The organism is Pseudooceanicola batsensis HTCC2597, from assembly GCF_000152725.1.
Classification (GTDB): Bacteria; Pseudomonadota; Alphaproteobacteria; order Rhodobacterales; family Rhodobacteraceae; genus Pseudooceanicola; species Pseudooceanicola batsensis.
In genome coordinates this window covers 1,391,593-1,418,032 of the sequence record NZ_CH724131.1, presented here as the reverse complement: position 1 = coordinate 1,418,032, position 26,440 = coordinate 1,391,593, and the positions used below count along the sequence as shown (strand labels likewise).

Genomic DNA, 26,440 nt, shown 5'->3' with positions numbered 1-26,440 from the left:
TTGCGGGCGGCGGCGCGATGGCCTATAGCCGCCGGTGCGGCACCCGTAGCTCAGCTGGATAGAGCGCTGCCCTCCGAAGGCAGAGGCCAAAGGTTCGAATCCTTTCGGGTGCGCCATTTCACATTTCCCACTCTCAAATGCACCTAACAGCTTGAACGGGCTGGATATTTCCGGGGTTCGAAACCCCTGATTCCGCACGTATGCGAGGCGGTCAGCAAAGGCCAGTTTTAGCACCGTGCGACGCAGTTCGATCCGACCCGAAGCCCATATATTACAGGGGCTTACGAGGAATCTCATGGAGAGTTCGAACAGTTCCTCAAAGGTGGCTTTCGGCGCGCCCGCGTTTTCCGCCTTTTCCAACAGCAGTAGCTTTTCCTGCTCCAGCTTGGCGATCCGCTTCTCATAGGCCGCGATGACGGACGGGTTGTCCGCTTCGACCAGACGATCAAGGAATTGCTCGCTTTGGGCTTCAAGCTTCTTTACGTCGCGCTTGGCAGCCTTTGCGGCATCAGTGGCGCGCGCCAGACGCTCATCCCACAGAGTGCGCAGCATCGCGCGCGCAATGCCGAACAGCTTGCGAGAGGGCGTGAGACCTTTGAGTACGGCTACAAACTCGCCTTCGAGTCGGTCACGCGGGATCGACTTGCGATAGGAGTCACAGCCCTTGTTGAAGCACATGTAGTAGGGGTGCTTCTTGCCCGTCTTACTCTTCGACCAGCAGGACGTCATCGGATGATCGCACTCGCCGCAGGCAACGAAGCCGCGAAGGGGGAAGTCTTCGGCGATGTCTGAGCGCGCGACGGCCTTTCGCTCGCCAGTCAGACGCTCCTGAATTTTTTGGTAGGTCTCGAAAGAGATCAGAGGCTCATGGTGGCCTTTGCGCAGCGAGACATTCCACTTCGGCACTTCGATGTAGCCCGCATAGAGCGGGCGCGTCAGATACTCATAGATGCGCTGGTTGCGGATTTCGCCGTTGGGAAGATCATGCGGAAACTCCGGCTGGGATTCGAGGAAGCGCTTCACTTCGACTTGAGAGCCGAACCGCCCGCAGGCAAATCCTTCAAGAGCTTCAGCCAGTATCGCAGCGTGAGGCTCATCCCGCACGAGCAGATTGCCGTGACCGGGTGTGCGTTGATAGCGGTATCCAACCGGAGCCTGAAAGCACCAGTAGCCGTTCAGCGTTCGCGCCCGCATGCGGTTGATGGTCTGTTCCCCGTTCTTCTGACGTTGGTGCTGCGAGACAGAGGCGAGGAGGTTCTCGACAAGGATGGAGTCGGAATCTTCGCCGAACTCGATGGACGGGCTTTCGAGGCGTCCACCAGCAGCGTTCAGATCGGCGCGGAGCTGGAGGTGTGCTTCCAGCCCGCGCGCAAGACGAGAAATATCATCGATGATGACAACAGGAGCAAATCGGCGGTTTTGGCGGAGATAAGCCAGCATCGCGGTCATGCCTGGTCGTGCCGTCAGGCTGCCCGACATATCATCGGCAAAAACCTTGGCGACCTCATAGCCCTTGTACTTCGCGTACTCGCGGCAACGGGTTTCTTGAGAGGAGAGGCCATCCCCGCGCGTGGTCTGTTTGGCGGAAGAGACGCGGCAGTAAATGACGGCCTGTTGAATATCTGAATCGGAAATAGCGGATGGTTTTGCGCTCATCTTGGCTCCTTCTTGTAAGTGATTTTGGAGGATGCCACTGTTTCAGGCGCTGTATCTTCAAGGCACAGATACTGTAGCACATCGTCCATGCCGATGTCGCTTTTGGGATGGAGTTTATCCCCAGCCTTAACGCTGAAACCGAGATCAACAAACGCAACCATGATCGACCACAGTGCGCTCAGGCACTCCTTGGCTTGCTCATCATTCAGCGTTTCGCCGTCAAGTTGATCCCCGTAGCACTCCAGAAGTTGCTGCGGCGACGGGCGGGCTCGTGCTGCACCATGCTGCAAAACCTTGCCGTTGATTTTTCCTCTATCTTCCATGCTGTTGTCCTTTCTTGTTATTGGTGGATGTCGTTGTTCTCTTTGCACGTCTTCGTCTTGAAGGAGGCACGGGGGCGGCCCCACACAGCCAGGCACCCGTGCCCCGATGATTTACCGATCCAGTGACGGACCTTCGCGTCCGGCAAAGCGATCCGCTGACGCCTTGCGCGGGCGATGCGGACGTTCATCCCGTTTTGGGGTGTCTCGATCGGCGCTACGGTCGAGATTGTGTTCGCGGCGCAGGTCGCGGATCAGGCCGTGAGACTCGCGGGCAAGCTCTGCCACGCGCAGCAACTCTGAGGCCGAGAACGAACTTGTCTCTTGGAGATGCCCGTCCTTGTCCTCATAGACCTTGGCAAGCGTGACGGTGTGATAGGGGCCGTTATCGCTCTGGTTCTCCCACAGGGTCGCTTTCAAACGCCCGTCTCGCAGGGTCTCCAGCGGTTGATTGGATGCAGGTGTTCTGTCCATGGAATGTACTCCTTTCCTTGGTTGGGTTTCAGTTTTCGGGATTTGTTTCTTGTTCTTCTCTGACGCTTTTGCGGACAAGAACAAAGAGTGAACATATCATATTGATGACCTCGGTTTCAACGCAAAAAATGTTGCAGCACAACACATTAGCGCTTGCTGATATGCGCTATCGTCCGACCGCTCTTTGAAAGCTGCGACTTACCTCGGCGCGATTGCTGCGCATTTGCGAAAACGCCTCTTTCGACAGGTGGGTGTCTTGCTGGTGCCGGGCGATTTCGCGCGCAGCATGGCTGAGGGTTCGCCATCCGTTTCGGCTACGTGCCGTTGCGCGTTCCTTGAGAGCATCTATCTCGGGTCTCGCATGATAGGCCGTCTTCACGCGGCGCAATTCATCGGCATAGGAGCGCTCGAACTCGACGGGGGTGAAGTTAAGGCGGGCATCCGGCTTCAGGTGTTCGGCAATGTAGCGGGCTTCTGCTCTTTGCAGCACCGCGCCAAGGAGTTGATCCCGCCGCTCACAGCGCTGATAGCCCCGTTCCAGTTCCGCGCGCGCAGCGGGGTCAGCCACCAGTTCAATGCGCATGCGCAATTCATCTTGCAGCGAAATTTGCCGCGCGGAATCGAACTCTGGTACGATTTCTTTTTCACCAGTGATTGGAGACCTAATGACCAATTCCCAACCTTCCGATGAGTTTGACTATGACGCTCTGAGTGCTGAGGTTCGCAAACTTGCCAACCAGGCTATTGCGGACGGGGCCGACCCCGAGACTGTTGCCGCGATGATTTATCAGGATAGCTTTGATGTCGCTTTTGCTCAGGGGCCTGTTGAGACCCTGCGCCATCTCTGTTTTGCAATGGACAGATCGGAAGAAGACATGCGCACCTTCCACGCCAAGTTTGGCGATCACCTTGATCTGGCTGAACTCGTTCAGGGCCGTATCGTCCCCAAGGTCGCGTAGACTGCATCCTGTCATGGCCGGAACCCCTCAACGTACGACCAGGAGCCGCCTCGATATTGCGGCAGGTGGGCATACTGAGCGGGCACATCTTCCGTGATGATCTTGCGCGGGCGCATCCCCCAGAAGGTCGCGACCTTCACACTTTCCAACGGCGGATGATACGGGTTCGGGTGATAGCGCCCTGCCATCCATCTCCGTGTCCAGTATGGCTTGCGCTGCGCGTAGAGCGGTCCCGGCAGATCATCGCAGAGCAGATACATGCCGTCCTTGGCTGTGCGCATCACCTCATCGGGCGTGCGGAGCTGGCGCGCATGTTTTCTCGTATGTCCCGTCTCGTGCCCCAGCTGGGCAATCTGGCTGGCAAGCCGGAAGGGATCACCGCCGCCGAGCAGCGCTGCCATCAGTTGCTCTTTCTTGAGCTTCGCGCGGCTTTGCGTGAGCGGATCGTCCGTCCGCAGCGTCTGTGTGCCCAGCACCTCTGAGACGGTCTTGGCGGAGCCGAGATCGCGCGTGGCAAAGTACATTTGCAGGCTGGCACTGGAGGTAATCAGCTGGCGGGCCTGCGGAGCGAGAGCGTCCATCTGGCTTGTGGACTGGAAGACGGCATAGGGCTGGATGCCGATGCCTGCGCCGTAGGTGAACATCTGCGGCACCACCGGGAAGCTGCCAAGCTGTCCGCATTCATCGAGTATCCAGAGCTGACGCCGGGCCTCTGGCTCACGGGATTTTTCGATTAGGCAGCCGACAAAGAGGCTCTTGAGCACAGGTGCCCAGAGCGGGATCATCTCCACCGGGACAACGAGATAAAGCTGGACGGGCATGCCGTCTTCGCACAGTTCGCTCAGATCATAGCTTACAGGCCCCGAGACGGCCTCAGAGAGCAGCGGGTCGGACAGGCAGGCCACAGACTTTTGAAGTTCGCCAATGATGCCTTGAAACCCACCCGAGCGGTCTTCGCGCATCGCTGCGATTTCTTCTTCAATATCGCGGGAGACCTGAATGCCGCTTGTGTGCATCTCATAAGCAAAGTCGATCCACTCCTTACCGCCGCCTGAGAGCAGGTTCACCACGCGGTAGAATTGCGGCAGTTCCAGCTCGCCGTGCGTCTTGATAAGGCTCAGGCAAATGGCTTCCGCCCATCGGCGGGCATTATGCTCGAAGTATTCGGCCTGTGCCGCACCGCTCTTTGCGATCCAGTTTTCCAGAAACAGCTTGAGATCGGGAATCAGGGTCGGCGATGACCATTTAAGATATCCGACCGGATTGATCTTGTGCTGAGGCAGATTGTGCAGGCCGCGCGGATTGAAAGTGAGGACTTTCTTGCCACGTCCGCTTTCCAGTATCTGGTCACGGGAGATCGCTGCCAGTTCGCCCTTGGGATCGAGCACAATGATGGTACGACCGTCACAGATACCCTTGCACAGAGTATAGGCGAGGATATCGCGCAGCTTGCCGGAGCGCGCACCAGCGACGAGCAGGATACCGCCTTCACCGTCATAGAACAGGGAACGCCCCTCCAGTTCACCGCAATAGATGGCGGTATCGCTCTTCCTGAACATGCCCGCACGCGCCGCGTCATGAGCACTTGCCATCTCGGCGGAGCCGAAGGGGTGCTCCTCATTCTCAAAGTGAGTGGACATCGCCATCTACTCGCGCCCGGAGAGGCGCAGAATGATGAACAGGCCAAGGGCCGAGAGCGCTGCGGAGAGCGCTCCGCGCACGGCGCTGTAGATCAGCACCGCCAGTAGAGCGAGCCAGATCAGAATGATCGCGCTCGTAAAGCCCGTCGATGAAGAGTAGATGCTCGCGATGCTGAGCACCCAATCAAAGCTCATGCCATAGGCTGTAGGCAGGGTGGCGAAGGTGATCAGAACAGCGACCACCCAAGTGATGCTGCCAAGCGATCCCATGAAAGGGGTTGGTTTATTCGGACCCGGCATAGGCCGTCCTCCTGATAAGATGAGACAAGACAAGCCGGACCCACGCCCTGCGGGAGGACGCAGGACCGACTGAGAAGCTGAGATCAGCTTGAGTGGTTAGGTGTGAGCTGCCTTGCGGCCTCGTGCCCGACGATCAACCCCGATATGAGGCCGACAGATGCAGCGCCCGCGTTTGTCCGGCAGGCACAGCGGACACAGGGTGCGGCGATAGGCCGACATCACTTGCCCGCGCCAAACTTGTAGCCGCTCGTGAAGTCCTGGCGGCTCCGGTAGCTCAGGCCGCTGGTGCCGGGCATCGGCTTGCCGCTCTGCGCCATCTTCATTCCCGCATTGAAGGTCGATGTCTTGGACATGGGGTTCTCCTCTTGGTTGCTCCGCCCCGTGAGGTTAGAAACGGGGCATGGCTTCAGGAAACACCATCTCGTTTGCGGCATTTGTGGAAAAACACCACAAATCAAAGCCTGCAAAGACGCTACCATTTCGCGGCTATGCGCCCGCATGGAAAGGAGCCTGTCTCGACATAATGAAAATCTACAAAGACGTCGAGAAGAAGAGGCTCGGTCGCGCTAAGTTTGGCTGGATGGCGGTTTGAGACGCCATCATGCAGGACTTCGACGACTCATCAGGCCGCAAGCTCGCTGCCCGCGACAACGCCCTCACGCGCAATCATTTGGAAGACTGGGCACGGCACGGAAATATCCCGGATAGCGCGTTTCGCTTTGTTGACCGCTTCGTCAGAAAAATCTCGATTACGCCTGAATATGAGGAGGTCTTCGAAGAAGCCAAAGCCATCCACGATCAGCAGAGCGCGCTATCATTTAGCGATGTCTATCAGCGCAGACGGATCAAGGAAGGAATGATGGAATACCTACTGGAGGTATCAGGCCGCTTCCTCTACACCCAGCCGCTCGGAGACTCATTTTACAAACACATTATTATGCGGATTGATTTTGCCGTAGGAGGCGTGATCAAGGTTACCTTGGCTTACTGTAAGGCCAATATTTTTACCAGAACACTACAACCAGATCACAATGACCTACTATTTTACGAGGGCTACATCTTTCCGGTTCCGGAAGACAGCGGAGATGCCGAACCTATATGGAAAGGTATGAACTCGGATAGCTGGATGTGCCGGGTTAAGCTGTTCCGCCCGCAGATGAAAGGCTCACTGGTCAATGGCTGTGCGGACGGAAAGATGGAGTATGGTTTTCTGAGTGCCATGACGGAGCATGCTTTCGTCAATATAAACATACTTCAGCCAACAAGCATTCTTTCACCTGCAACAACTCTGGATTCTGCAGATCAAAGATTTCACGAAACAGATCAGCACGGACTTCAAAAATCAGCGCCAAAACTCGCTCTTCTTAATGAGCAGAAATACAGCGAAAATTTTGAAGAAATATTTCAACAGTGTTATAAAGGATACTTATTTTAATGAGTAATACGGATAAGAAATTGAACCCACAAGACAAAGACCCTGATATTTTTCACGCTGCCGAGACGAATGATGTCGCAGAAATGCTTGCCGCACTTGCCGCAGGTCAGTCCCTTTCAACCCCGCACCGCAAGCAGTTAGACATGACTCCCGTTCATATTGCCGCTGCCAAACACAGCAACGATTTTCTGGCTGCTGCCGCACAACAGGAGGGCTTCGATCCATGGATCACGGATGCCAATGAGCGTGTTGCAATGGATCATGCGCAGGCGTTCAACAATGAGCGCGGTAAGCAAATTCTGTTCGATACCATGTATGACGATCTTAAACCTGATCCTTCTCGGCTGGATTATACAGATAATGAGCCAAGCGAGTTCTATCTGGAATAGAGATCAATGGTTTAGATGGTTTTCGTGAAGGTATTAAAATACACAACAGTTCTTTTTTTGCAGTTATAGCTCTCATAGTTGCAGTTGGCATATTCCACCGCACACCCGCCGAAGAGGCAGGGAGCCATTTCATCGAGCACGTCAAGCGGCACTTGAGCGCACCTGACCAATCCGCGTTGGTCTCATCGTTGCATCCTGGCGCATGGAATTATGTTTGCCTCAAGGAGTCCGGTTCACTGGACAACTCCGTTCCACTGTCCGCTATCTTCAAACGACCAAAAAATTATGAGTTCAATCTTCCGAATGGAAATGCGAGATCATCGGAATGGTCTTGGTTGCTTATGTTCCTGACCGAACCAAGCACTGTCGAGATAATGGAGATCGGGAATGGAGAGATTTTTGGGTCTTCAGCTATTTTTCAGAAAGACCGTTCAGAAAAGTACCCGATATGTTTGCGCCGCGACAAAGCAGCATTTGTAAAGATAGAAGTTAGCAACCCCTCCGGCTCTTATATGATGTTGCGTCTAGCAGACAAGAATAGTGTTGATAAAGTTATTAGATTCCATAAAGGGCACGCGAGGCTTGTCAAAGAATCAGCTGAGCGCAAAGAAGAAAGTTTGCCGCATGAGTAAGTGGATCAAATACTTGGCAATCGCTATTATTTTTTTGCCTGTATACTCGTACGCGGACCAGAAAGTAGATCTTGAGAAAGCGTGGCATTCAACTGTCAGGGAAACAGAAATATTGAAAGAAAGGGGTGACTGCTATAAGTTATGGGGTTCTTTCCGCGGCTTCGCAAATTGGGATACTGCGTACAAATACAAGGCGAGACGGGCCATATATAACCATCTACTGCCGGATAATCCCATCGAGCAAGCATTGATCCCGTCCATTCATAATGGTGAAAGCAGCGTAACGAGGCTGCGATTTGCAATCATTATGGCTGTCCACTCAAAGCCGGGAAAAATCAAAAACAAACGCTATCCGCCGATTGACTTGATCGAACGCTTTCTTCCCGACACAAGCGCTAAGCAACAATTTATGGCATGTGTCCAGCGCGACGCCGAGAAGGATTGTTCGCACATTCTTGTGGATGCCAACGTCGTGCCTAGCTACAAGAATTTTTACGACGAGAACCAGCGCTTATACCTTCAAGGTCAAGGTAGCACTTGTGGCGCCCAACTTGAGATTAACCTAAATTAGAGAGAATCTCAGGGGAAAGACAATCAGCACTAAGTACCGAACTTCTTAGTTCCGATACGGTATTGGCCTATCAAGCATATGCGCCTATGCCAAAAACTAGAAGACAAACCTGTATCCATGTTTTGATTTTTTCACGACGCCCTTATTTAAAAGGCTATCTAGAGCCGCTTTGGCGTCAGTTGCAGACAGATTTTCAGCTACATGTTCGGTGATACGATCAGCGTTCGGATCGATTTTGCCGTAAGCATTCTTGTAATCTTCGCTGTGAAGCGCGTCATAATTTACAACGACAAGTTCTGAACGCAATTTCAGTATTGCTTCAAATATCTTTCGCTCGTTCGGGTCTTCAATCGCCACGTATCCGTCAACGATCTTTTTAATGACCTCTCCGACTTGCTGGCCGACAATGGCGGCCTCGATAGAGAAAGTCACAGTTGTCATACCAATCATGCGGATGATGACCAGAATGTTTCCGATGGTGGATTGGAGTGTCGGGAGCACCCTATAGACCGCAAAAGGACGCACTCGCATCGCCATGACAGGGGAGTCATACCTTACATCGATCCAGTAAGTTTCGTGCTGCGACCCCATGTGGGCAATGACGGCATTGCGAAAAGAGTCGTGAAAGTCCTCTACGGCTTTCCAGTCTTCGGGCGTAAACTTCCTCTCGGGCCAGCCATTGGTTTCTTCTAGTATATCTTTGGCTTTGTCAAAACTCTCCTGATAAAGCTGGAGGTCGGACACATAATTCTCATCCTCCAAGAGTCTCGCAGCTTTCGCTTCTGATATCTTTTCCATTCTGATCTTCCTTGGGGTTCCCGATAATCCTGTTTCTAGTGATCATACCATGAAGTGATATCAGGCAAGAATACTAAAGCTCCACCTGCATGAACAGGCTGGCGACCTCATCGGACTGGATGCAGAGATATTCCAGCGTCTGTTGCTGGCGCGCATGTCCGTAGGCTTCCATGAGCAGGGGCAGGACCAGATGCGGCGGTGTCTTGGTGTTACCGCGTAGCTGATGATAGCCCCATGTCTTGCGCAGGGTATGGGAGCCGTAGTTTCCTTTCAGACCTGCCTCCGCACACCAGCCTTTGACCATGTTGATGAAGGGTGAGACGCTGAGGCTCTTGCGCGTTCGCTGCGACCAGAAGAGCGGCGCGTTTTCTTCCGGCTTCGGATGATGCTCCAGCCAGGTCTGGATGGCTTCGACGGCAACGCCGTTCAGCGTAATCGTGCGGTAGCGCCCGTTCTTGCTCTGCTTGAGAGACAGCACGTCTCCGGCGCGCAGATGGGCGACCTGACCGACGCGGATCGAAAGCAGTTCGTTGGCGCGGTAGGCCGTGTTGATGCCAAGCGTGAACAGGCACAGGTCACGAGGACGGCCTGATAGTTTTTTCTTGATCTCTGCAATCGCCGCCAGATCACGGATCGGCTCCACCTTCGTGGTCGAGCCTGATTTCGGGTGATTGGAATTGCGGAGTCTTTCCAGTGACATAGACCAGCACAAACACCCCCGTGCCGGACATGTCAACTTATATCCAGAAGTTGACATACGGGAGTATTCAACGCCGCGTCAACCTCTTAGAGGTACGGGCGAGCTTCAAAACTAGGCAAGAAGTCGCTGTTACTCGGGCCTTCAGCGATCACCTCAACTTCTGGATAAAAGTTGAGGAATGATGCCGTGTCGCGCACGTCTCTGATCATCGGTATTGGCGTCGCGCTTCTCTATGCGGGGGCGTACTTCGCCCTGTATCAGGGATATCTGGGCACGCTTGCCGCCGATCAGGACGCCGCCGTCTCTCTGGTAGAGCGCGGGTTCTCCGCGGAGGCCGTATTACAGATGGACGGCCCGCCCATGCCGTTCCTGCTCGCGCTGCTGCGTTTCCCGATCCCGCATCTCTGGACGCTTCTGGGAGGCAGCACCTGGAGCCTCATTCCCGTTCTGATCCAGGCCCTTCTGCTAGGGGCACTGGCTGCGTTCCTCATCCGCCGCAGGAGGTCTTCCCGATGACACGGACACTACGTTCTGTGCTGTTGAGCAGCGCTCTGTTGATCGGCACAGGAGCAAGCGCGCAAAGCACGCTCCCGTATCCGCCCGTTGAACCTGCCATAGATACAGTGATCGGACTGCAAGAGAGTGCCGAGAACACGCTCGTCGCTTATCTCTCCCCGGGATGTTTCTCCTGTCTCGCCTTCGCTTACGAGCTGACTCAGGCGGGGCTGGAAGAACCGCTCTCGGACGGACGCCTGTACATCATCATCCGTGCCGTGCCGACCGCGATGCAAGCGCCAACCGAGGAACAGGGAGGAGATGCCACACGGCAATCCGCTATGCGGCACTCAATCAATTTCGCTCTAATGTCCCGATGTGCTTCCCACTTCGAAGATGACTATGCCGAGCTGCAAACGTGGGCGGCGATCTATGTGGCCTATCTCAATCTGGATACAGCCGAAGACAGGGAGGTGTGGCCCTACCTCTCGCCCGAGCGCATGCAGCAGGTGCTTGATAACCTTCGCAGCACCTACGCCCTGAATGATGATCAGGTCCGCGCCTGCTTCCAGCAGGGCGAGCTGCGCGACAACCTCATGGGCGTTCTGCAAGGATACGTGGCGCAGAGCCTTGAACTCGACCCGCCGGGGCAAGTGCCTGCGATCTTCCTCAACGGCGAGCGCATCGAGTGGAATCTCGCCAACAAGGCCTCGTTCCTTGAGGCCCTGTCGGACGCTCTTGGGACAGGCTAAGTGCCCGCGCCATGGACGAGGATGAAGCCACTGAGATCAGGCAAGGCTTCCTGAACCTGCGCAATGACTGGCTGCGCCGCCGCATCTTCAATGCGGCCTCTACCTATCTCGTTCTCGAAGCCATCCAGCAACGGGGCGAGGATAGAGATACCGCACTCGCGGCGCATGAGCACCGTATCGCGGAGTATGATCGCGCAGAAAGCAACACGCTTCGGGCGAAGCAATTTCAAAAGGTGCTGGCTCTACTACGCGAGAAAACTTTCATCGGCGGCATTAAATCATCGCTTCTTCAATATCGCAAAAAGTAGCAAGATCCGGTGTCTTTACAATTAATAAAATCAAAGTCATACTAATTTCATAATAGAAGTATTCTTTAATGAAAGTTTCATGCTGCGATAAGCGGACAGCTATCAAGAAGCAAGCGACGGCGTCGCGATGGAAATTCTTTTGACGAGTACACCAATAGAAGGACACGCCAATCAGAACCAAGACAATTCTTCTAAGTTTGCTTATTTTGCTCGTCGCGTCGAGCTTCGGCGCTGCACGCTATTACGGTTATGTTGGGCCATTCTTCAAAATCACCGATCCTGCCGATCCGCGGTTCGACTCGGACAGATTCAGTTTCAGAGATTATGGCACACATGAAGAATTGATAGACGCGTTTCGCAAACTCTTTCCGCCCGGCACACCAAAAGCGTTCGTAGAGCGGGTCTTAGTGAAAGCTGGCGGTGTCGAAAAATATGGATGCAGTGATTGGATAAATGAATGCACATACTTTTATCCTCAATATATGCAAGATATGAAAGGAGGCGCGCGCATGTCTTTTATATTTAATGAAAGTAATAAGTTACTCGCAAGTGGGTTTCACCAAAATTTCATAGAAATAAGAAATACATTAGATCAAAACGCTAGAAAAGGACTTAACATTGAGCGCTAAACTTTACATCGGAGGATATGATGTCCTTGATCCTATATTTGGATTGGATACAGGATATGATCATACCTATTTATTTTATGATACTGATGGAGATTTGGGAACAAAAGATGATCAACAAATCATTCGGGGTGGTCCAAAAGAAAACTATTCAGGCAGTTATAAAGTTCCCGCATATTCCAGTGATCCTGATGTCACAAGTTCAAATATTATCATTGAGTTAAGGGGCGATGCCAGAAATTCTTATGACTATCGTTTTGGCGATCCTACGGTAACCCCCGCCGATCAGGATTTTCGGCTGTTGTTAAGTGGTGCGGCCGCGACCAATGCCTTCAATGATATGTGGGATTTCGCTCTGACCCTTGGCAGTCAAATGGCCAATCAACACGGGCTTTACGAACGCGATATTGATTATGATCTTTTAGGGCCAAATAGTGGTTCCGTTGTAAATTCCGTAATGAACGCAGTTGGTTATGATTTTCGTGATTATACACCTTGGAACGACGGCAGCACGACTGTACCAAATGATCCCGACGAGTACCCCGGCCATATGGGTTTATTGGACGGTTCCGGCAATGATACATTTACGGCCTATATTTATGATGGCGGCGTTACAGACTTTAATAAATTCCATAAACGTGGCGGCCACGACACGATCATCCTTGAGTGGAACGGTCCCGTACTAGACGAGCACGGAAAACTTGAAGTCAACAACGATATTGCATCTTTTGATCTTACTACAGTCTATTTTCAAGACTTGGATTATGTGGATGTAGTTTTCGAGCAAGCTGCTGGCGGAACAGATACAAGGTTATTAGTAAAGAAAGGTGGGTACGATATTGTTCACGTCGAAGATTTCTATCTGAACAGGCTTAGTAACGCGCAGGAAGGTGCATCAACGACAGCGTTCGAGTTCGAGGATGTAATATATCGTCACGGCAGTAACGATGCAGATTTTCTTAATCAATCCCACTCTTCCAAAGATGTGTTTATTCGGGGTGGTTACGGAAACGATGTAATGACTGGCGGAAGTGGATTCGATGTTGTGGAGATGGATTCGACCTCAATCATTGCCGTGGACCGTGACGGTCAAGGCGGACGTTTTGATTTTGAGCCCGTGGTAATCTTGAACAATACCAATAATGTCGATATTGCCGCTCTAATCGAAAGCGGCCACGTGCTTGTCTGATAGCTACTTTATCAGGTAGTCATTCATCGACTTGCCGCTTTCCAGACCTTCCTTGATCCAGGCTGGCTGACGACCGCGCCCGCTCCATGTGAGGGACGGGTTTTCAGGATGAGCATACTTCGGCGGCAAAGGCTGCTTACCTTTCCTGGCAGAAACACTGCCCGTCAACTCTGCAACAGAAAAACCGTGTTCTTTGGCCGTGGCTTCGATTGCGGCGAGGGCTTCATTCCGACGTTTGGCCTCATACTGGTCGATAGCTTTGGTAACGTCTTTCTGAAGCTGCTTGAGTTCATCCAGATCGAGCTTGTCGAGATTGATCTTCGTTGCCATGCCTGCGGCCTCATCAAAGGTTTGGGTGACATACCTTTAAAGCGTTTAGGATAAATACTTCAAGTGCGGGCAAACTGTTATGCTGCTCCGTCATTTGGTGAGCCTGAAACGCGGCTTTCTTCCCGCCTACTGCTTCGATGCCTTCCGTGCGTCGCGCTGCGCGTCCAGCTCATCGGCGCGTTCGCATTCGATGATGCGGCTATAAGCCAGTTCCAGAAGACGGACACCACGCAGGATATCGGCCCCTTCCAGTTCCGGCGGCTCCAGCGTGACCGTGTAGCGCCCGTTCTCTTTCCAGATGTGGGCGGCAAGCTCGCGGTCGATCATGCTGCGGTAGGGGCTGCGGCTCACGGCTTGAAAACCTTTGTTGGATCGAAAGGAAGCCGTTTTCCGCGCTGCATCTCCCATCTGCGCCGCTGGTTGTGGGCGTAGGTGTCCCAGAAGAACTTGACCACCTTGATATTGCGCTCGTGCCGTATGGCCTCGTCTCCGCCGATATAGGCATACATAAAGGCGGTCTCTTCTGCCAAGGATTTGAGATCGGCGACGATCTGCTTTGCTCTCAGCGGCTTGCCCGCCATCGGCTCATTTCTCCCGAAACAGGCTCTCTGTGACGGTATGATCGACATAGGTGAACCCCGCCCATCCGATCAGCCCGACGACGATCACCACAAGCAAGGGTCTCATCGCTGCACACGTTTCCAGAGCGCCGCCACGTCGCGGTCGATCTCCTCGGCCACCTCCAGGGGCGGGAGCTTCTTCCGCAAGACCTTCTGCACCGCGGGCGTCTGGAGATGTCCGCGCTCCTGAAAGCGACGCACCATGTCGGCTAGCGGCTCAGGCGGTTTCTGCATCCACCACGCATGGGTGTAGGGTTCCGGCTCGTTCATGCCTTGCCCTCCTTCTTGGGGCGGGCGTTCTGCTGGTGCTTCCACGAATACGCCGCTGCAAGCCGTCTCAAGAACAGATCGCGGGCCTGACACACAGCGGCCACATGACGGGGCGCGACAGAGCGCAAGATGATCTCCTGCGTCTCTGCCTCGATATGGGCGAGGGCTTCCAGATCATGGGTAAGATCGAGTGGCTTGCCCCCGAGGGTATGTTTTGGGGCGAAGCTCATGCGTCCGTCTCCTCAAACGGAAAGTGATGGGCGCGACTCTGGGAGAAGTTCAGGTCAATCTCGGCCTGCATCGCCTTCGAGTATTGCCTGCCATGCTTCACGCGGGCGGCGTGCAGGATGAACGCCACGTCATTGAGCAGCCCCTGAAAGCCCTTCATGTTCTTCGTCCGGATCGACTTCGCCTTGCCGCCGCGCATGGCCTTTTCGGCATACCGTCTCTGCACATCGAGCGAATTCTCCAGCAGGGCCTCACGCATCTCGCGGGGCATCTGCTGCTTGCCCTCGAACAGATCGCGCCAGCTCTTCGCGGCCAGATCAGCGAGAGTCGATAGATGACGGGCGTGGGACGGCCCCCTGTTTTGTTTCATCATGTCGGGTACTCCTGCACAAACCAGCTTAGGTCAAAGCGCCGATCTGCACCAAGACTGAAGCGATCACTTATTACGGAGTCAGAGCCAGGTTTTCGACTTAGCGACGAACGCAAGATGTGTGTTGTAGTACAACACCATCTTGGCAAGGGGACCCGCTGCGCGCCCCCGTTGCATCCCCCCGGCCTGTGGCTGGTCTCAGGGTATTGAACCCATCACCCAGCCAGAAGCGTTTCGCCGCTTAGGCCACGAGCATGGAAACTTCGCTCTCCCTGCACCCATCGATCAAAGGAGCTATCGCGCCCCCTTGAAACCCACTCGCAGGACTTGGAGACGTCCCTCTCCACCTGCACCGAACCATGGACAACCTGTCGCCAGGTTGATCACCGATCAGGGGAGCGTTCCTGCTACCCCCGATACCCCCATGACCATTTCATGGAAACGACTGCGTCGAGCTTTTTCTTCTCGACGAGAGGCAATCGGCGCTTCCAAAATGTGTAACCATTGGTTACACTTAGCCCGATGAAGAAGGCCGTTGGCATGCGGGTCCGAGTTAGTCGCGAGTTGCGTGATGAATTCCTTATTGCATGCCAGGCCGACGACAAACCAGCCGCGCAAGTCATCCGTGAGTTCATGCGCGCTTATGTCGAAAGCCACCCCGTACCTTCACAAGACAACACGAAAAACGAAAGCAGGGACGAGCATGCTGACAGGCGAAATTCGAAACAAGGTTGACCAAATCTGGAATGCGTTCTGGTCTGGCGGTGTTTCGAACCCGCTCTCAGTGATCGAACAGATCACCTATTTGCTTTTCATCAAGCGACTCGATGACCTTCACACGCTCGAAGAAAGTAAGGCGGAAACGCTCGGCCTCGAAATGGAGCGCCGCATTTTCCCTGAAGGTAATGACGACAAAGGCCGCGCATACGAAGATATGCGCTGGTCACGCTTCAAGAATTTTGAAGCCCGCGAAATGATGGAAGTCGTCGATGAGCACGTCTTTCCATTCCTTCGCCAGCTTGGTGAAGAAGGCTCCAGCTACGGCAAGCACATGAAGGACGCCCGCCTTGGCTTCTCCAGTCCGTCGCTCTTGTCCAAAGTCGTGGAGATGCTCGACCAAATCCCGATGGATGACCGCGACACCAAGGGCGATCTCTACGAATATATGCTCGGCAAGATCGCGAGCGCAGGGCAGAACGGCCAGTTTCGCACGCCGCGCCACATAATCCAGCTGATGGTCGAGCTAACCGCACCGACACCTGATGACGTGATCTGCGACCCCGCCTCGGGCACATGCGGCTTCTTGGTCGCGGCGGGGGAGTACCTGCGCGCCAACCACCCCGAACTCTTCCGCAACGAAAAGCAGCGCGCGCATTTTCACAAAGATATGTTCCACGGCTTCGACTTCGACCCGACCATGCTCCGCATCGGGGCGATGAACATGGTCCTGCACGGCGTCGAGGATGCCGATATTTCCTACCGTGACAGCCTTGCCGAAGAGCACAACGCAGATGCGGGTAAGTATTCCCTGATCCTTGCCAATCCCCCATTCGCGGGATCGCTGGACTACGACAGCACCGCCAAGGACCTCCAGAAGATCGTCAAGACGAAGAAGACTGAGCTTCTGTTTGTCGGGCTCTTTCTGCGCCTGCTAAAGACAGGCGGTCGCGCGGCCGTGGTCGTGCCCGACGGCGTGCTGTTTGGCGCATCAAAGGCCCACAAAGAAATTCGCCGCATGCTGGTCGAGGATCACAAGCTAGATGCGGTCATCAAACTACCGTCTGGCGTCTTCCGCCCCTATGCGGGTGTTTCTACCGCGATCCTAGTGTTCACCAAGACGGGCGTTGGCGGCACCGATCACGTCTGGTTCTATGATTTGCAGGCCGACGGTATCTCTCTCGATGACAAGCGCACGCCGCTTCTGCCCCCCGAGAAGATGGGACCTGTTCCAGTCGAGGCGCTGAGCGACGCGGAGCATGAAAAGAACAACTTGCCCGACCTGCTGAGGAGATGGGCAGAGAAGGACGGGAGCGAGACCGCGAACTCTCCCACGGCCCAGAGCTTCTGTGTATCGCTCGCGGAAATCACCGCTTCCGATTACGACCTCTCGCTCAACCGCTACAAGGAGGTTGAGTATGTAGAAGCTGAGCATCAGTCACCAGCAGATATCATAGCCGAACTGCGATCCATCGAGAATGACATTAGTGACGGACTTACCCAGTTGGAGGAGATGCTGTCGTGAGGGAAGTGCCGTTCTTAGATGCTTGCGATATTCAAGGAGGAACTCAACCACCAAAGAGTACCTTCAAGCAGGAACCATCTGACAATTACATAAGATTACTTCAAATCCGTGATTTTAAAAGTGATGATAACCCAGTCTATGTACCAAGGGCTTCCAATCTTAAAACCTGTGATGAATCCGATATAATGATTGCGCGATATGGTGCGTCTATTGGAAGAATTCTACAGGGGAAATCTGGCGCCTATAACGTTGCCCTAGTAAAGACTATACCAAATGATGATCTGATTGACCGGCGTTATCTTAGCCATTTTCTCAGTTCGCCCAAATTTCAAAATTACATTCTGGGATTAGGTGGAAGGGCCGCCCAAGCGGGGTTCAACAAGAAAGACCTTGAGCGAACGACAATCCCCCTCCCATCGCTCGACGAACAGAAGCGGATTGCGGCGATCCTCGATCGGGCAGATGCGCTGCGCCGCTTGCGCCAACGCGCCATTGACCGCCTCGATGTTTTGGGAAAAGCTTGGTTTGACGGGCATCAAAAGAGCCTACGTGGTGAGAACACAACATTAGGCGAAGTTTGCGCCAAGATCACTGACGGAACCCACCAATCTCCCAAATGGGCAACTAGTGGAGTGCCATTTCTTTTTGTTTCAAATATCCGCAATCAGGAAATTGATTTTGAAACTGAGAAATTCATCTCTGAGCAGACTTACGATGAGCTAACTAGAAACACAAAAGTTGAACCTGGCGATGTTCTCTACACTTCAGTTGGATCATACGGCCATGCCGCGGTTGTACCAGAAGGTGAGAAGTTCTTGTTCCAGCGGCACATCGCTCACCTAAAGCCAAACCCAGACCTTATTGACAGTTATTACTTGATGTATCTCCTCGAAAGTCCGAGTCTTCGTCATCAAGCGGATGTTGGAGCGACAGGTATTGCTCAAAAGACTGTAACACTAAGCCTTCTCAAGCGCATGGAAGCGATAATTCCTCCGCTGTCAGTTCAGACGGAATTGGTTGCAAAGCTCAATAAAATAACTGAGCGAAAGATCACGTATCATCGGGCTCTCTCAAGTTTCAACGAGCTTTTTGCCTCACTGCAAAGCCGTGCATTTCGAGGGGAGCTTTAATCGATGAAAGCAACTGAAGCCAAACTTCTCGCGTTCCTAAAAAAATCGCCGCAGTTCGTGATCCCGATCTATCAGCGGACCTATTCATGGACCGAAAAAGAGTGCCGCCAGCTCTGGGATGACATCATTCGCACGGGCAAGAACGATGCGATATCTGTACATTTTGTCGGCTCGATTGTCTACATCGAGGAAGGCCTGTCGCAAGTCTCACACCAAGCTCCGCTACTGGTGATCGATGGCCAGCAACGCCTGACCACCGTGACACTGTTGCTCGCCGCGCTGGCCAACGCGCTTGGCGATGAGGAACCCGTTGACGGGTTTTCCGCCCGCAAGCTGCGCAACTACTATTTGCTCAACCCCGAAGAAACGGGCGAGCGGCACTACAAGCTGCTCCTCTCCCAGACCGATAAGAAGACGCTGAAGGCGATTGTTGGCGGCAAAGAGCAACCCGCCGAGCATTCGATCCGCGTTACAGAAAACTTCGCGCTGTTCCAGGAGCTGATCGCTGGCTGCAAGGGTGATCTGGCAGCTATCTGCAACGGGCTTGCCAAGCTCGTCGTTGTTGATATCGCGCTCAACCGCGACCAAGATAATCCGCAGCTCATCTTCGAGAGCATGAACTCGACAGGCCGCGAGCTCAGTCAAGCTGATCTGATCCGCAACTTCATCCTGATGGGGCTGGAGCCTGTTCTACAGACGAGGCTGTATGAGGAGTTCTGGCGACCGATGGAGATCGCCTTCGGTCAGGAAGCCTACAACACGCATTTCGACGGCTTCATGCGACACTACTTAACCGTCCAGACGGGCGACATCCCAAGGCTGGATGAGGTGTATGAAGCCTTCAAGGCACATGCGCGCGCCATTGGCGCGACGGGCGATAATGTCGAGCCGCTAGTCAAGGAAATCCGCGACTACGCTCGCTACTACTGTGCAATGGCGCTCGGTGCAGAGACCGATCCCGATTTGATCCAAGCCTTCCATGACCTCCGAGAGCTGAAGGTTGATGTGGCTTACCCCTTCCTGCTTGAGCTCTATCATGATTATTCGACGGGCTTGCTGAGCAAGGACGAACTTGCCGAGGCGATCCGCCTTATCGAGGCTTACGTCTTCCGTCGCGCGATCTGCGCGATCCCGACCAACTCGATGAACAAGACCTTCGCGACCTTCACCAAGGCGCTTAAGAAGGACCGCTATCTGGAGAGCATTCAGGCGCATTTCATCAACCTTCCGTCCTATCGCCGCTTCCCGAGCGATGAGGAGTTCGAGCGCGATATCCAGACTCGCGATCTCTATCACTTCCGCAGCCGTAGTTATTGGCTCCGTCGCTTCGAAAACTTTGGGCGCAAGGAGCGTGTATCGGTAGATGAATACACCATCGAGCACATAATGCCGCAGAACCAAGAGCTGTCGCAGGCATGGCAGACGACGCTGGGCCCAGAGTGGCAGCGCGTACACGAGACATGGCTCCACACCCTCGGGAACTTGACGCTGACAGGCTACAACTCCGAGTACAGCGACAAGCCATTTATTGAGAAGCGCGATATGGAGGGTGGCTTCGCGCAGAGCCCGCTTCGAGTGAACGCTGGGCTCGGTCAGCTGGACACCTGGAATGAGGAGGCCATCAAAGAACGCGCAGCAAGACTTGCCAAGACCGCCGTTGGTGTTTGGCCTGCGCCCAAGCTGGCCAAGGAAATTGTCGAAGCCTATCGCCCCAAAGCTACCATACGGGAGCAGTACAGGATTGAAGATCATCCCCACTTGCAGGGGGAAGCTTTGAGCGATCTGTTTGCTTCCTTCCGCAAGGAGGTGCTCGCGCTTGACCCTTGTATCTCTGAGGAATTTCTGAAGCTCTATGTGGCCTATAAGGCCGAGACCAACTTCGTCGATGTCGTTCCACTATCTAAACAGCTTCGGCTGTCACTGAACATGCGCTTTGCCGACATCAACGATCCGCGCGGACTATGCAGAGACGTGTCGGGGCTGGGGCGATGGGGCAATGGTGAAGTCGAGGTCAAACTCGATGCCCATGCCGACCTCCCGTATGTTATTGGTTTGATCCGACAATCACTTGAGCGGCAGCTCGGAAGCGAGGTTGCCGCGTGAGTCAGTTCGAGTTCCTCAAGGCCGATTTCTCTCCCGTCTTTGCTCATGCAAGAAAAGCTGAGCAGCTTGCGCTGTCTGATCCGCGAGGTGCTTGTTTCTACGCACGACTGGCCTTGGAGACAGCGATCAAATGGATGTACGAGGCCGACCCTTCACTTCGCAGTCCTTATGATGACGCGCTGTCGGCACTCATTCACGAGCCGAGCTTCAGGCAGCTTGCTGGCAATGCACTTGTCACCAAGGCGAAGCTGATCAAAGACCTTGGCAATCGCGCCGTTCACGACAGTCATAAGAAGATCAGCGAGCAGTCTTCGATCACGGCCATACGCGAGCTGTTTCACTTTTCCTATTGGCTCGTGCGCACCTATGCCAAAGGGGTGAAGCCCGCTGCCGACATTCAGTTTGATCCGAATGGTCTCCAGAAAACACTCACCATCACAGCGAGCACCGTCCAGCAGATCAAGAAGATGCGCGAGGACTTTGATGCGCGCGAAAAAGCTCTGGATAAAGAGCGTGAAGCACGGCTTGCGACCGAGGCCGAACGCGAGAAGCTCAATGAAGAGATCAAGCGCCTTCAGGCTGAAATCGCAGCAACGAAAAAGGCCAACCAGGCTGCCCCCGATACGCATGACTATAACGAAGAAAAGACACGTGACGCCTTCATCGACTTGCTTTTGCATGAAGCAGGTTGGCCACTCGATCAGGAGCGTGATCGAGAGTTTCCTATCGTCGGAATGCCAAACAACACAGGCGAAGGTTTTGTTGACTACGTTCTATGGGGGAACGACGGGAAGCCCCTAGGGCTGATCGAAGCCAAGAGAACGAAGAAAGATTCCCGCGTCGGTCAGCAGCAAGCGAAGCTCTATGCAGATTGTCTAGAAGCGCAGTTTGGGCAGCGCCCTGTCATCTTCTTGAGTAATGGATACGAACATTGGCTATGGGATGACACACGCTATCCACCCAGACCTGTGCAAGGCTTCTACAAAAAGCCCGAGTTGGAGCTGCTTCATCAACGGCGATCAAGCCGCAAGGCACTCGCCAAGGTCGAAGTCGATTCTGATATTGCCGGACGCTTCTACCAGACTCGCGCGATCAAGCGTGTCGGTGAAGCATTCGAAGAAGATCACCTGAGAAAATCTCTGTTGGTTATGGCGACGGGGTCAGGAAAAACGCGCACGGTGATCGCGTTGACTGATCAGCTCATGCGCGCAAATTGGGTGAAGCGCGTGTTGTTCTTGGCTGACCGGATTGCGCTGGTCAACCAAGCGCATGGTGCCTTCAAAGCTCACTTGCCGTCTGCGCCAAGTGCGAACCTTCTGAAAAAGCACGACCCTAAAAAGAACGATCATAACGGGGCGCGAATTTGCCTTGCGACCTATCCAACCATGATGGGCCTGATCAATGAGGTGGAAGATGGAGCGCGGCGCTTCGGCCCAGGCCATTTTGATCTCGTTGTGATCGACGAAGCGCACCGCTCGGTCTATCGCAAATATCGAGCTATCTTCGAGTATTTCGACAGCTTCTTGGTCGGGCTCACAGCAACGCCTAGAGACGAGATCGACCGCGATACCTATTCTCTCTTCGAACTGGAGAAAGGCGTGCCGACCGACTCCTACGACCTCGATGAGGCTGTAGCTGACGGTTTCCTTGTTCCACCGCGTGCGGTGTCTGTTCCTCTGAAGTTCCAGCGGGAAGGCATCGACTACGATGATCTTTCCGAGGAAGAAAAGGAAGCGTGGGACGCGCTGGAATGGACAGAGGACGGTGAGGAACGGCCTGACAGGGTTGAAGCGTCCGACCTCAACAAATGGCTCTTCAACGCGGATACCGTGGACAAGGTGCTGGAACACCTTATGACCAACGGCCTGAAAGTCGAAGAAGGTGATCGTCTCGGAAAATCGATCATCTTTGCAAAGAACAGCAAGCACGCCCGTTTCATCGCGGAGCGCTTTGACAAAAACTACCCGCATCTCAAAGGGCAATTCGCGCAGGTCATCGACTACAGCGTCGATTATGCGCAGTCTTTGATTGATGACTTTTCGGACCCAGCAAAGCCGCCACACATCGCCATCTCGGTTGATATGCTCGATACCGGGATCGATGTGCCAGAAGTGGTCAATCTCGTGTTCTTCAAGATCGTGCGCTCCAAAACCAAGTTCTGGCAGATGATTGGGCGCGGAACGCGTCTCTGTCCGGACCTCTTCGGGCCTGACATGCACAAAGAAGACTTTTTGGTTTTTGATTTCTGTCAGAACTTCGAATTCTTCAATCAAAACCCGAACGCAACCGATGGCGCGCTTGCTCCTTCGATCAGTGAGAAACTGTTCATTGCCCGCGTTGATCTCATAGATGAGATCGCGAAAGGGCAAGGCGCGGCTGAAAGCGATCTTGAAGAGCTGAGAGACACTTTGGAGCAGCGACTGTATGACGAGGTTGTCGGCATGAACCTCGACAACTTCATCGTAAGACCAAAGCGTCGTTACGTGGAGAAATTCCAAAATCGCGATGCCTGGGGGCAACTAGACATCGAAGCCCGCCAAGAGTTGACAGAGCATATCGCTGGCCTGCCAAGCGCGCTAAAAGATGATGAGCTTGAAGCCAAGCAGTTCGACTACCTGGTTCTCCTAGCTCAGCTTGCTCTGCTACGCGGCGATGCGACGTTCACCAAATACCAAGAGCGTATCCAAGGGATCGCCTCTTCACTTGAAGAGCTTGCCAATGTGCCGATGGTCGCCGCGCAGATGACGCTGATCCTTGAACTCCAAACCGACGAGTATTGGGAAGGTGTTACCCTGCCTATACTTGAAGATGTACGCCGGAAGCTTCGCGGTCTCGTGAAGCTCATCGAGCCTGCGTCCCGCAAGATCGTCTATACGGACTTCCAAGATGAGATCGGTGAAGGCAGTGATGTCGTTCTGCCTGACGTTGGCAATGGCATCAACAAAGCTCGCTTTATGATGAAAGTCAGGCATTTTCTTCAGGAGCATAGCGATCACATCACCTTGCAGAAGCTAAGGCGCAACGAGCAGCTTACGAAGCAGGACATTGTAGAGCTGGAGCGTATCTTCCTCGAAGAGGGCGTTGCCAACGATGCTGAACTTGAAGGCATACGCGGAGAAGGCGGTCTTGGCATTTTCATCCGCTCACTGATCGGCTTGGATCGTGAAGCCGCCAAAGCAGCCTTTTCAGGTTTCATTCATGGCAAAGCACTAACAGCCAACCAGATTGAATTTATTGACCTCGTTATCGACCACCTAACTGAACGGGGCGTACTAGAGCCCCGCCGCCTTTACGAGAGCCCGTTCACAGATATTGACGACCAAGGCGTCAGCGGAGTCTTCGAATTGAACGTGGTCAAAGAGCTCGTGAAAGTGATCGACGAAGTGAAATCAAGGGCGGTGGCATGATATCAATTAATAATGAGCACTTTAGAAGGGCGGCGCTTGAAATTGGCCAAAGTGGCGAGAATGATACGCTTCCTTATGATATCGATGCCAGTTTTATCCGCGATAAGGCTGAAGAACTATCAGAAATTTGCTTTCGGCTGTTTCAAGATATCGACGCTAGAAGGCCTCAAAATGCCGCGCGTTTTCTTAACGAACTAACCATCGGTTCCGAAAGGCTTTTGGTCCCTGTGGGGTCACATGGGTTTCGCATTACCACCAAGATAAACCCTTTTTGGAACTTATACCTGAATGGACTTGGTTTTGCGATTGCAGAAGCCAACGAAGGCAACCGCAGTGATCGCGTGCATTCCTACCGACTGAGCACCAATGGTAATGACTTATTCGACAAGACCCGGTCCTGGAGGACATACAAAGAGGCGACTATACAAGAGCCTGCGCTGGAAAATGATGGCTGTGTGGTTGTTCAGACCGACATATCGAGCTTCTACGAGCACATTTACCATCATAGGCTAGAAAACGCTGTCGACGATCTTGCTCCCGACAACTCAACCGTCGCAACCCAAATCGACCGAATACTGAGCAAGCTATCGTCAGGGAGATCGTTTGGCCTTCCTGTTGGGGGTCAGTGCGCAAGAGTACTCGCGGAAGTGTTAATGACGCCAATCGATGCATCTCTCTCTGATGCTGGAATAGTTTGGCATCGTTTTGTCGATGATTTCACCTTAATTTGCAACTCTCAGCAGGACGCTTATGCTGCGCTGTCGATCCTCTCAAACTCACTAGCTGATTATGGACTGTCACTTAACCGAACTAAGACAACGACTCTTAGTGCGAAGCATTATAGAGAGTACATCGCGGTGCAGCTTGGCCAGGGTGACGAAACGACAGTTGCACTGCGCGAACTTGATCTACATTTCGACCCGTATTCAGATGCTGCGCAAGCTCAATATGAGGAGCTTAAGAAGTCCTTTGACGCGATCGATATACAGTTTCTCTTAGAATTAGAGAAGGATAAATCTCAACCCGATGCATTTGTAATGGCTCAGATCGGGAGAGCGTTGAAGTTCCAAAAGCCTCAAGTTGCCGCGCAGCTCTGCGCGACCTTGCTGGACCCCAACAACCTGGATTCGTTCCGAGCATCATGGTCTAAGATACTCCGCGGCGTCTACGCAGTTCGTGCAAATGAGGAATTTGAAGCTGTCTTTGAGCAAATCGATGATTTGCTCGACAGGCTTCCTGCTGCGACGCCACACCTTCTAATGCCCGAGGCAAACACCCTGCATTTTCTTCGAGCTATTCGATTTCGAAGAACCGAGGCGAGGGGAAGGTTCGTGAGGCAGGTTTACGATCAAAGTCCGTCAAGCTCCGTAAGACGCGCCTGCATTGACTGCTGGAAACACTGGAAGGATCGTGCAAGCTTCATGCGGCTGCGAAACCAATGGCAAAATCTAAGTACAGATGAACAGAGGATGCTTTGGATGGCAGCTGGGGAGTTTGGTGACGACGGCACCCATGCCAGAAACCAACTTAGAGCAACCCTGGCAGGGTCTTGGCGATTAGGCTTTGAAGCAAACAACGCCGCCAGTTTTGGAGGCTGCTATCGAGACTGGGTTCAGGAAAATGGCTAGAAGGCTGCCACTTCGAGACCCTAGAACGGTTGCGCGAGATATTCCTGGCGTACTTGATATCCTGTTCCCAAGGCTAACTGGTGGCCTTGTTGCTGCACTCAATCGCACAATGTTCACATTTGATGGAATCGCCCCGCTTTCAGACGAGCAAGTCGCTGACAGCCATCTTCACAAAGCGATGCTCTTCGAACTTTCAATGGCACGGGCTGAAAGAATCTTGGAAGGAGAGGATAAACCTGACTGGAAACAGATTCTGGCTGTAGCTGTAGAAAGACAGAGAAAGCATTTCGACGCTAAGGTTCCAGGTCAGCTTGAGCAAGCCGACATTGATCTGTCGGAACACGCGGCAAATAACCTAGTTCATATGATCCATAGTGTCCAAGAGCAGCACAGAAGTTTGGAATTGACGGTTTCTCCAGCTATTCCAGGGTTGGGCTGGATTTCATCAGGTTATGGAGACTTCTCGCTTGGAGATGTCCTGATCGAAGTGAAACACACAGATAGAAATTTTACATCAAGAGACTTTAGGCAGGTTTTGATGTACTGGCTAATGAAGTACTCAGCATCGATTGAACGCTCGGAAGACGTTTGGACTGAGTGTCTATTTCTCAACCCAAGACGAAATTCTGGATTGCTCTTTAATTTTGATGAAGTTCTGCACTCTGCGTCGGCAAGTTCAAATCGTGTTGAGCTTCTTGAACTCCTGCGTTCGGTTGTTGGGGAAGACTTGGCGCGTCATTAGCCGAGCCTTCAAGTTTGGTTGTCGCCAAGCATTCCGGGCGTAGGTATTTCCATCAGAAAGTGTCTTTCCTTTAGAAGCAGGCTTAGGGCTTCGCCCTCGGCGCACTTCAGGCAAAACAGATCGAAC

30 protein-coding genes, 1 tRNA gene and 1 pseudogene are annotated in these 26,440 nt (G+C 53.4%); 17 read left to right on the top strand and 15 right to left on the bottom strand.

Annotated elements, in window-relative coordinates:
• Positions 1–39: 39 nt before the first annotated feature.
• Positions 40–116, top strand: a tRNA-Arg gene (locus OB2597_RS10745).
• 541 nt (positions 117–657) lie between these two features.
• Here OB2597_RS10745 and OB2597_RS21485 read toward each other — a convergent pair.
• The 4 genes and pseudogenes from OB2597_RS21485 to OB2597_RS21905 all read right to left on the bottom strand — a co-directional run.
• Positions 658–1,656: pseudogene (locus OB2597_RS21485) on the bottom strand (recombinase family protein); the annotation flags it as partial.
• Positions 1,653–1,979: a hypothetical protein gene (locus tag OB2597_RS10735; protein ID WP_009805583.1), complete on the bottom strand. Its 327-nt coding sequence runs from the start codon at positions 1,977–1,979 to the stop codon at positions 1,653–1,655. The pseudogene OB2597_RS21485 and the gene OB2597_RS10735, both read right to left, overlap by 4 nt.
• 111 nt (positions 1,980–2,090) lie before the next feature.
• Positions 2,091–2,450: a hypothetical protein gene (locus OB2597_RS21910; protein ID WP_148234719.1), complete on the bottom strand. Its 360-nt coding sequence runs from the start codon at positions 2,448–2,450 to the stop codon at positions 2,091–2,093.
• A 166-nt stretch (positions 2,451–2,616) separates the two neighbouring features.
• Positions 2,617–3,033 (bottom strand): hypothetical protein, encoded by a 417-nt coding sequence (locus tag OB2597_RS21905; RefSeq protein WP_148234718.1) that lies wholly within the window; start codon positions 3,031–3,033, stop codon positions 2,617–2,619.
• 82 nt (positions 3,034–3,115) lie between these two features.
• On the opposite strand from OB2597_RS21905, the gene OB2597_RS10725 reads away from it, so the two are divergent.
• Complete coding sequence (locus tag OB2597_RS10725; RefSeq protein ID WP_009805580.1) at positions 3,116–3,409, top strand: hypothetical protein; 294 nt, start codon at positions 3,116–3,118, stop codon at positions 3,407–3,409.
• An 11-nt stretch (positions 3,410–3,420) separates the two neighbouring features.
• Here OB2597_RS10725 and OB2597_RS10720 read toward each other — a convergent pair whose 3' ends face one another.
• From OB2597_RS10720 to OB2597_RS22650, 3 genes are all read right to left on the bottom strand, one after another.
• Entirely contained in the window at positions 3,421–5,055 is a 1,635-nt protein-coding gene (locus OB2597_RS10720; RefSeq protein ID WP_009805579.1) for a type IV secretory system conjugative DNA transfer family protein, read from the bottom strand.
• Positions 5,056–5,349, bottom strand: coding sequence for a hypothetical protein (locus OB2597_RS10715; protein ID WP_040609263.1), 294 nt, complete (start codon positions 5,347–5,349; stop codon positions 5,056–5,058).
• Positions 5,350–5,567: 218 nt separating this feature from the next.
• Positions 5,568–5,702, bottom strand: a complete 135-nt coding sequence (locus OB2597_RS22650; RefSeq protein WP_009805577.1) for a hypothetical protein — start codon at positions 5,700–5,702, stop codon at positions 5,568–5,570.
• Between the two features lie 47 nt (positions 5,703–5,749).
• On the opposite strand from OB2597_RS22650, the gene OB2597_RS21900 reads away from it, so the two are divergent.
• The 5 genes from OB2597_RS21900 (at position 5,750) to OB2597_RS21890 (ending at position 8,376) form a co-directional block, all read left to right on the top strand.
• A complete protein-coding gene (locus OB2597_RS21900) occupies positions 5,750–5,941 on the top strand; it encodes a hypothetical protein (RefSeq protein WP_148234717.1) in 192 nt (63 codons plus the stop codon).
• Positions 5,942–5,950: 9 nt separating this feature from the next.
• Positions 5,951–6,784, top strand: a complete 834-nt coding sequence (locus tag OB2597_RS10710; protein ID WP_009805575.1) for a hypothetical protein — start codon at positions 5,951–5,953, stop codon at positions 6,782–6,784.
• The gene (locus OB2597_RS10705; protein WP_009805574.1) at positions 6,784–7,173 is read left to right on the top strand and encodes a hypothetical protein; all 390 of its coding nucleotides are present in this window, start codon (positions 6,784–6,786) and stop codon (positions 7,171–7,173) included. The genes OB2597_RS10710 and OB2597_RS10705 overlap by 1 nt, the downstream gene beginning before the upstream one ends.
• A gap of 152 nt (positions 7,174–7,325) precedes the next feature.
• Positions 7,326–7,805, top strand: a complete 480-nt coding sequence (locus OB2597_RS21895) for a hypothetical protein (protein ID WP_148234716.1) — start codon at positions 7,326–7,328, stop codon at positions 7,803–7,805.
• Entirely contained in the window at positions 7,798–8,376 is a 579-nt protein-coding gene (locus OB2597_RS21890; protein ID WP_148234715.1) for a hypothetical protein, read from the top strand. Before OB2597_RS21895 ends, OB2597_RS21890 begins: the two co-directional genes overlap by 8 nt.
• Before the next feature lie 96 nt (positions 8,377–8,472).
• Here the strand turns inward: OB2597_RS21890 and OB2597_RS10700 are convergent, their stop codons facing one another.
• Positions 8,473–9,174, bottom strand: coding sequence for a hypothetical protein (locus OB2597_RS10700; protein ID WP_009805573.1), 702 nt, complete (start codon positions 9,172–9,174; stop codon positions 8,473–8,475).
• 73 nt (positions 9,175–9,247) lie between these two features.
• On the bottom strand, positions 9,248–9,874 hold the full coding sequence (locus OB2597_RS10695; protein ID WP_040609260.1) for a tyrosine-type recombinase/integrase: 627 nt from the start codon (positions 9,872–9,874) through the stop codon (positions 9,248–9,250).
• A 186-nt stretch (positions 9,875–10,060) separates the two neighbouring features.
• Here OB2597_RS10695 and OB2597_RS10690 point away from each other — a divergent pair, with 186 nt between their 5' ends.
• From OB2597_RS10690 to OB2597_RS21885, 4 genes are all read left to right on the top strand, one after another.
• Complete coding sequence (locus OB2597_RS10690; protein WP_009805571.1) at positions 10,061–10,390, top strand: hypothetical protein; 330 nt, start codon at positions 10,061–10,063, stop codon at positions 10,388–10,390.
• Entirely contained in the window at positions 10,387–11,121 is a 735-nt protein-coding gene (locus OB2597_RS10685; RefSeq protein ID WP_009805570.1) for a thioredoxin domain-containing protein, read from the top strand. The genes OB2597_RS10690 and OB2597_RS10685 overlap by 4 nt, the downstream gene beginning before the upstream one ends.
• A gap of 11 nt (positions 11,122–11,132) precedes the next feature.
• A complete protein-coding gene (locus tag OB2597_RS10680; protein ID WP_009805569.1) occupies positions 11,133–11,429 on the top strand; it encodes a hypothetical protein in 297 nt (98 codons plus the stop codon).
• 618 nt (positions 11,430–12,047) lie between these two features.
• Positions 12,048–13,244 (top strand): hypothetical protein, encoded by a 1,197-nt coding sequence (locus OB2597_RS21885; protein ID WP_148234714.1) that lies wholly within the window; start codon positions 12,048–12,050, stop codon positions 13,242–13,244.
• 3 nt (positions 13,245–13,247) lie between these two features.
• Here OB2597_RS21885 and OB2597_RS21480 read toward each other — a convergent pair whose 3' ends face one another.
• From OB2597_RS21480 to OB2597_RS10645, 6 genes are all read right to left on the bottom strand, one after another.
• Positions 13,248–13,574 (bottom strand): H-NS histone family protein, encoded by a 327-nt coding sequence (locus OB2597_RS21480; RefSeq protein ID WP_084658732.1) that lies wholly within the window; start codon positions 13,572–13,574, stop codon positions 13,248–13,250.
• Between the two features lie 126 nt (positions 13,575–13,700).
• Positions 13,701–13,925, bottom strand: a complete 225-nt coding sequence (locus OB2597_RS10665; protein WP_009805565.1) for a hypothetical protein — start codon at positions 13,923–13,925, stop codon at positions 13,701–13,703.
• Positions 13,922–14,155, bottom strand: a complete 234-nt coding sequence (locus tag OB2597_RS10660; protein ID WP_009805564.1) for a hypothetical protein — start codon at positions 14,153–14,155, stop codon at positions 13,922–13,924. Before OB2597_RS10660 ends, OB2597_RS10665 begins: the two co-directional genes overlap by 4 nt.
• Positions 14,156–14,257: 102 nt before the next feature.
• A complete protein-coding gene (locus OB2597_RS10655; RefSeq protein WP_009805562.1) occupies positions 14,258–14,464 on the bottom strand; it encodes a hypothetical protein in 207 nt (68 codons plus the stop codon).
• Entirely contained in the window at positions 14,461–14,694 is a 234-nt protein-coding gene (locus tag OB2597_RS10650) for a hypothetical protein (RefSeq protein ID WP_009805561.1), read from the bottom strand. Before OB2597_RS10650 ends, OB2597_RS10655 begins: the two co-directional genes overlap by 4 nt.
• On the bottom strand, positions 14,691–15,065 hold the full coding sequence (locus OB2597_RS10645; protein WP_009805560.1) for a hypothetical protein: 375 nt from the start codon (positions 15,063–15,065) through the stop codon (positions 14,691–14,693). Before OB2597_RS10645 ends, OB2597_RS10650 begins: the two co-directional genes overlap by 4 nt.
• Before the next feature lie 700 nt (positions 15,066–15,765).
• Between OB2597_RS10645 and OB2597_RS10640 the strand changes: the two genes are divergently transcribed.
• From OB2597_RS10640 to OB2597_RS21460, 6 genes are read left to right on the top strand one after another with little or no spacing between them, the layout of a single operon-like run.
• Positions 15,766–17,304 (top strand): type I restriction-modification system subunit M, encoded by a 1,539-nt coding sequence (locus tag OB2597_RS10640; RefSeq protein ID WP_009805559.1) that lies wholly within the window; start codon positions 15,766–15,768, stop codon positions 17,302–17,304.
• Positions 17,301–18,434 carry a restriction endonuclease subunit S gene (locus OB2597_RS21470; protein WP_084658726.1) on the top strand — a complete coding sequence of 378 codons (1,134 nt, stop codon included), beginning with the start codon at positions 17,301–17,303 and terminating at the stop codon, positions 18,432–18,434. The genes OB2597_RS10640 and OB2597_RS21470 overlap by 4 nt, the downstream gene beginning before the upstream one ends.
• A 3-nt stretch (positions 18,435–18,437) precedes the next feature.
• Positions 18,438–20,537 carry a DUF262 and DUF1524 domain-containing protein gene (locus tag OB2597_RS10635; protein ID WP_009805558.1) on the top strand — a complete coding sequence of 700 codons (2,100 nt, stop codon included), beginning with the start codon at positions 18,438–18,440 and terminating at the stop codon, positions 20,535–20,537.
• Entirely contained in the window at positions 20,534–23,944 is a 3,411-nt protein-coding gene (locus tag OB2597_RS10630) for a DEAD/DEAH box helicase family protein (RefSeq protein ID WP_009805557.1), read from the top strand. The genes OB2597_RS10635 and OB2597_RS10630 overlap by 4 nt, the downstream gene beginning before the upstream one ends.
• A complete protein-coding gene (locus OB2597_RS21465; RefSeq protein WP_084658723.1) occupies positions 23,941–25,572 on the top strand; it encodes an RNA-directed DNA polymerase in 1,632 nt (543 codons plus the stop codon). Before OB2597_RS10630 ends, OB2597_RS21465 begins: the two co-directional genes overlap by 4 nt.
• On the top strand, positions 25,565–26,314 hold the full coding sequence (locus OB2597_RS21460) for a hypothetical protein (protein ID WP_084658719.1): 750 nt from the start codon (positions 25,565–25,567) through the stop codon (positions 26,312–26,314). Before OB2597_RS21465 ends, OB2597_RS21460 begins: the two co-directional genes overlap by 8 nt.
• Positions 26,315–26,440 lie beyond the last annotated feature (126 nt).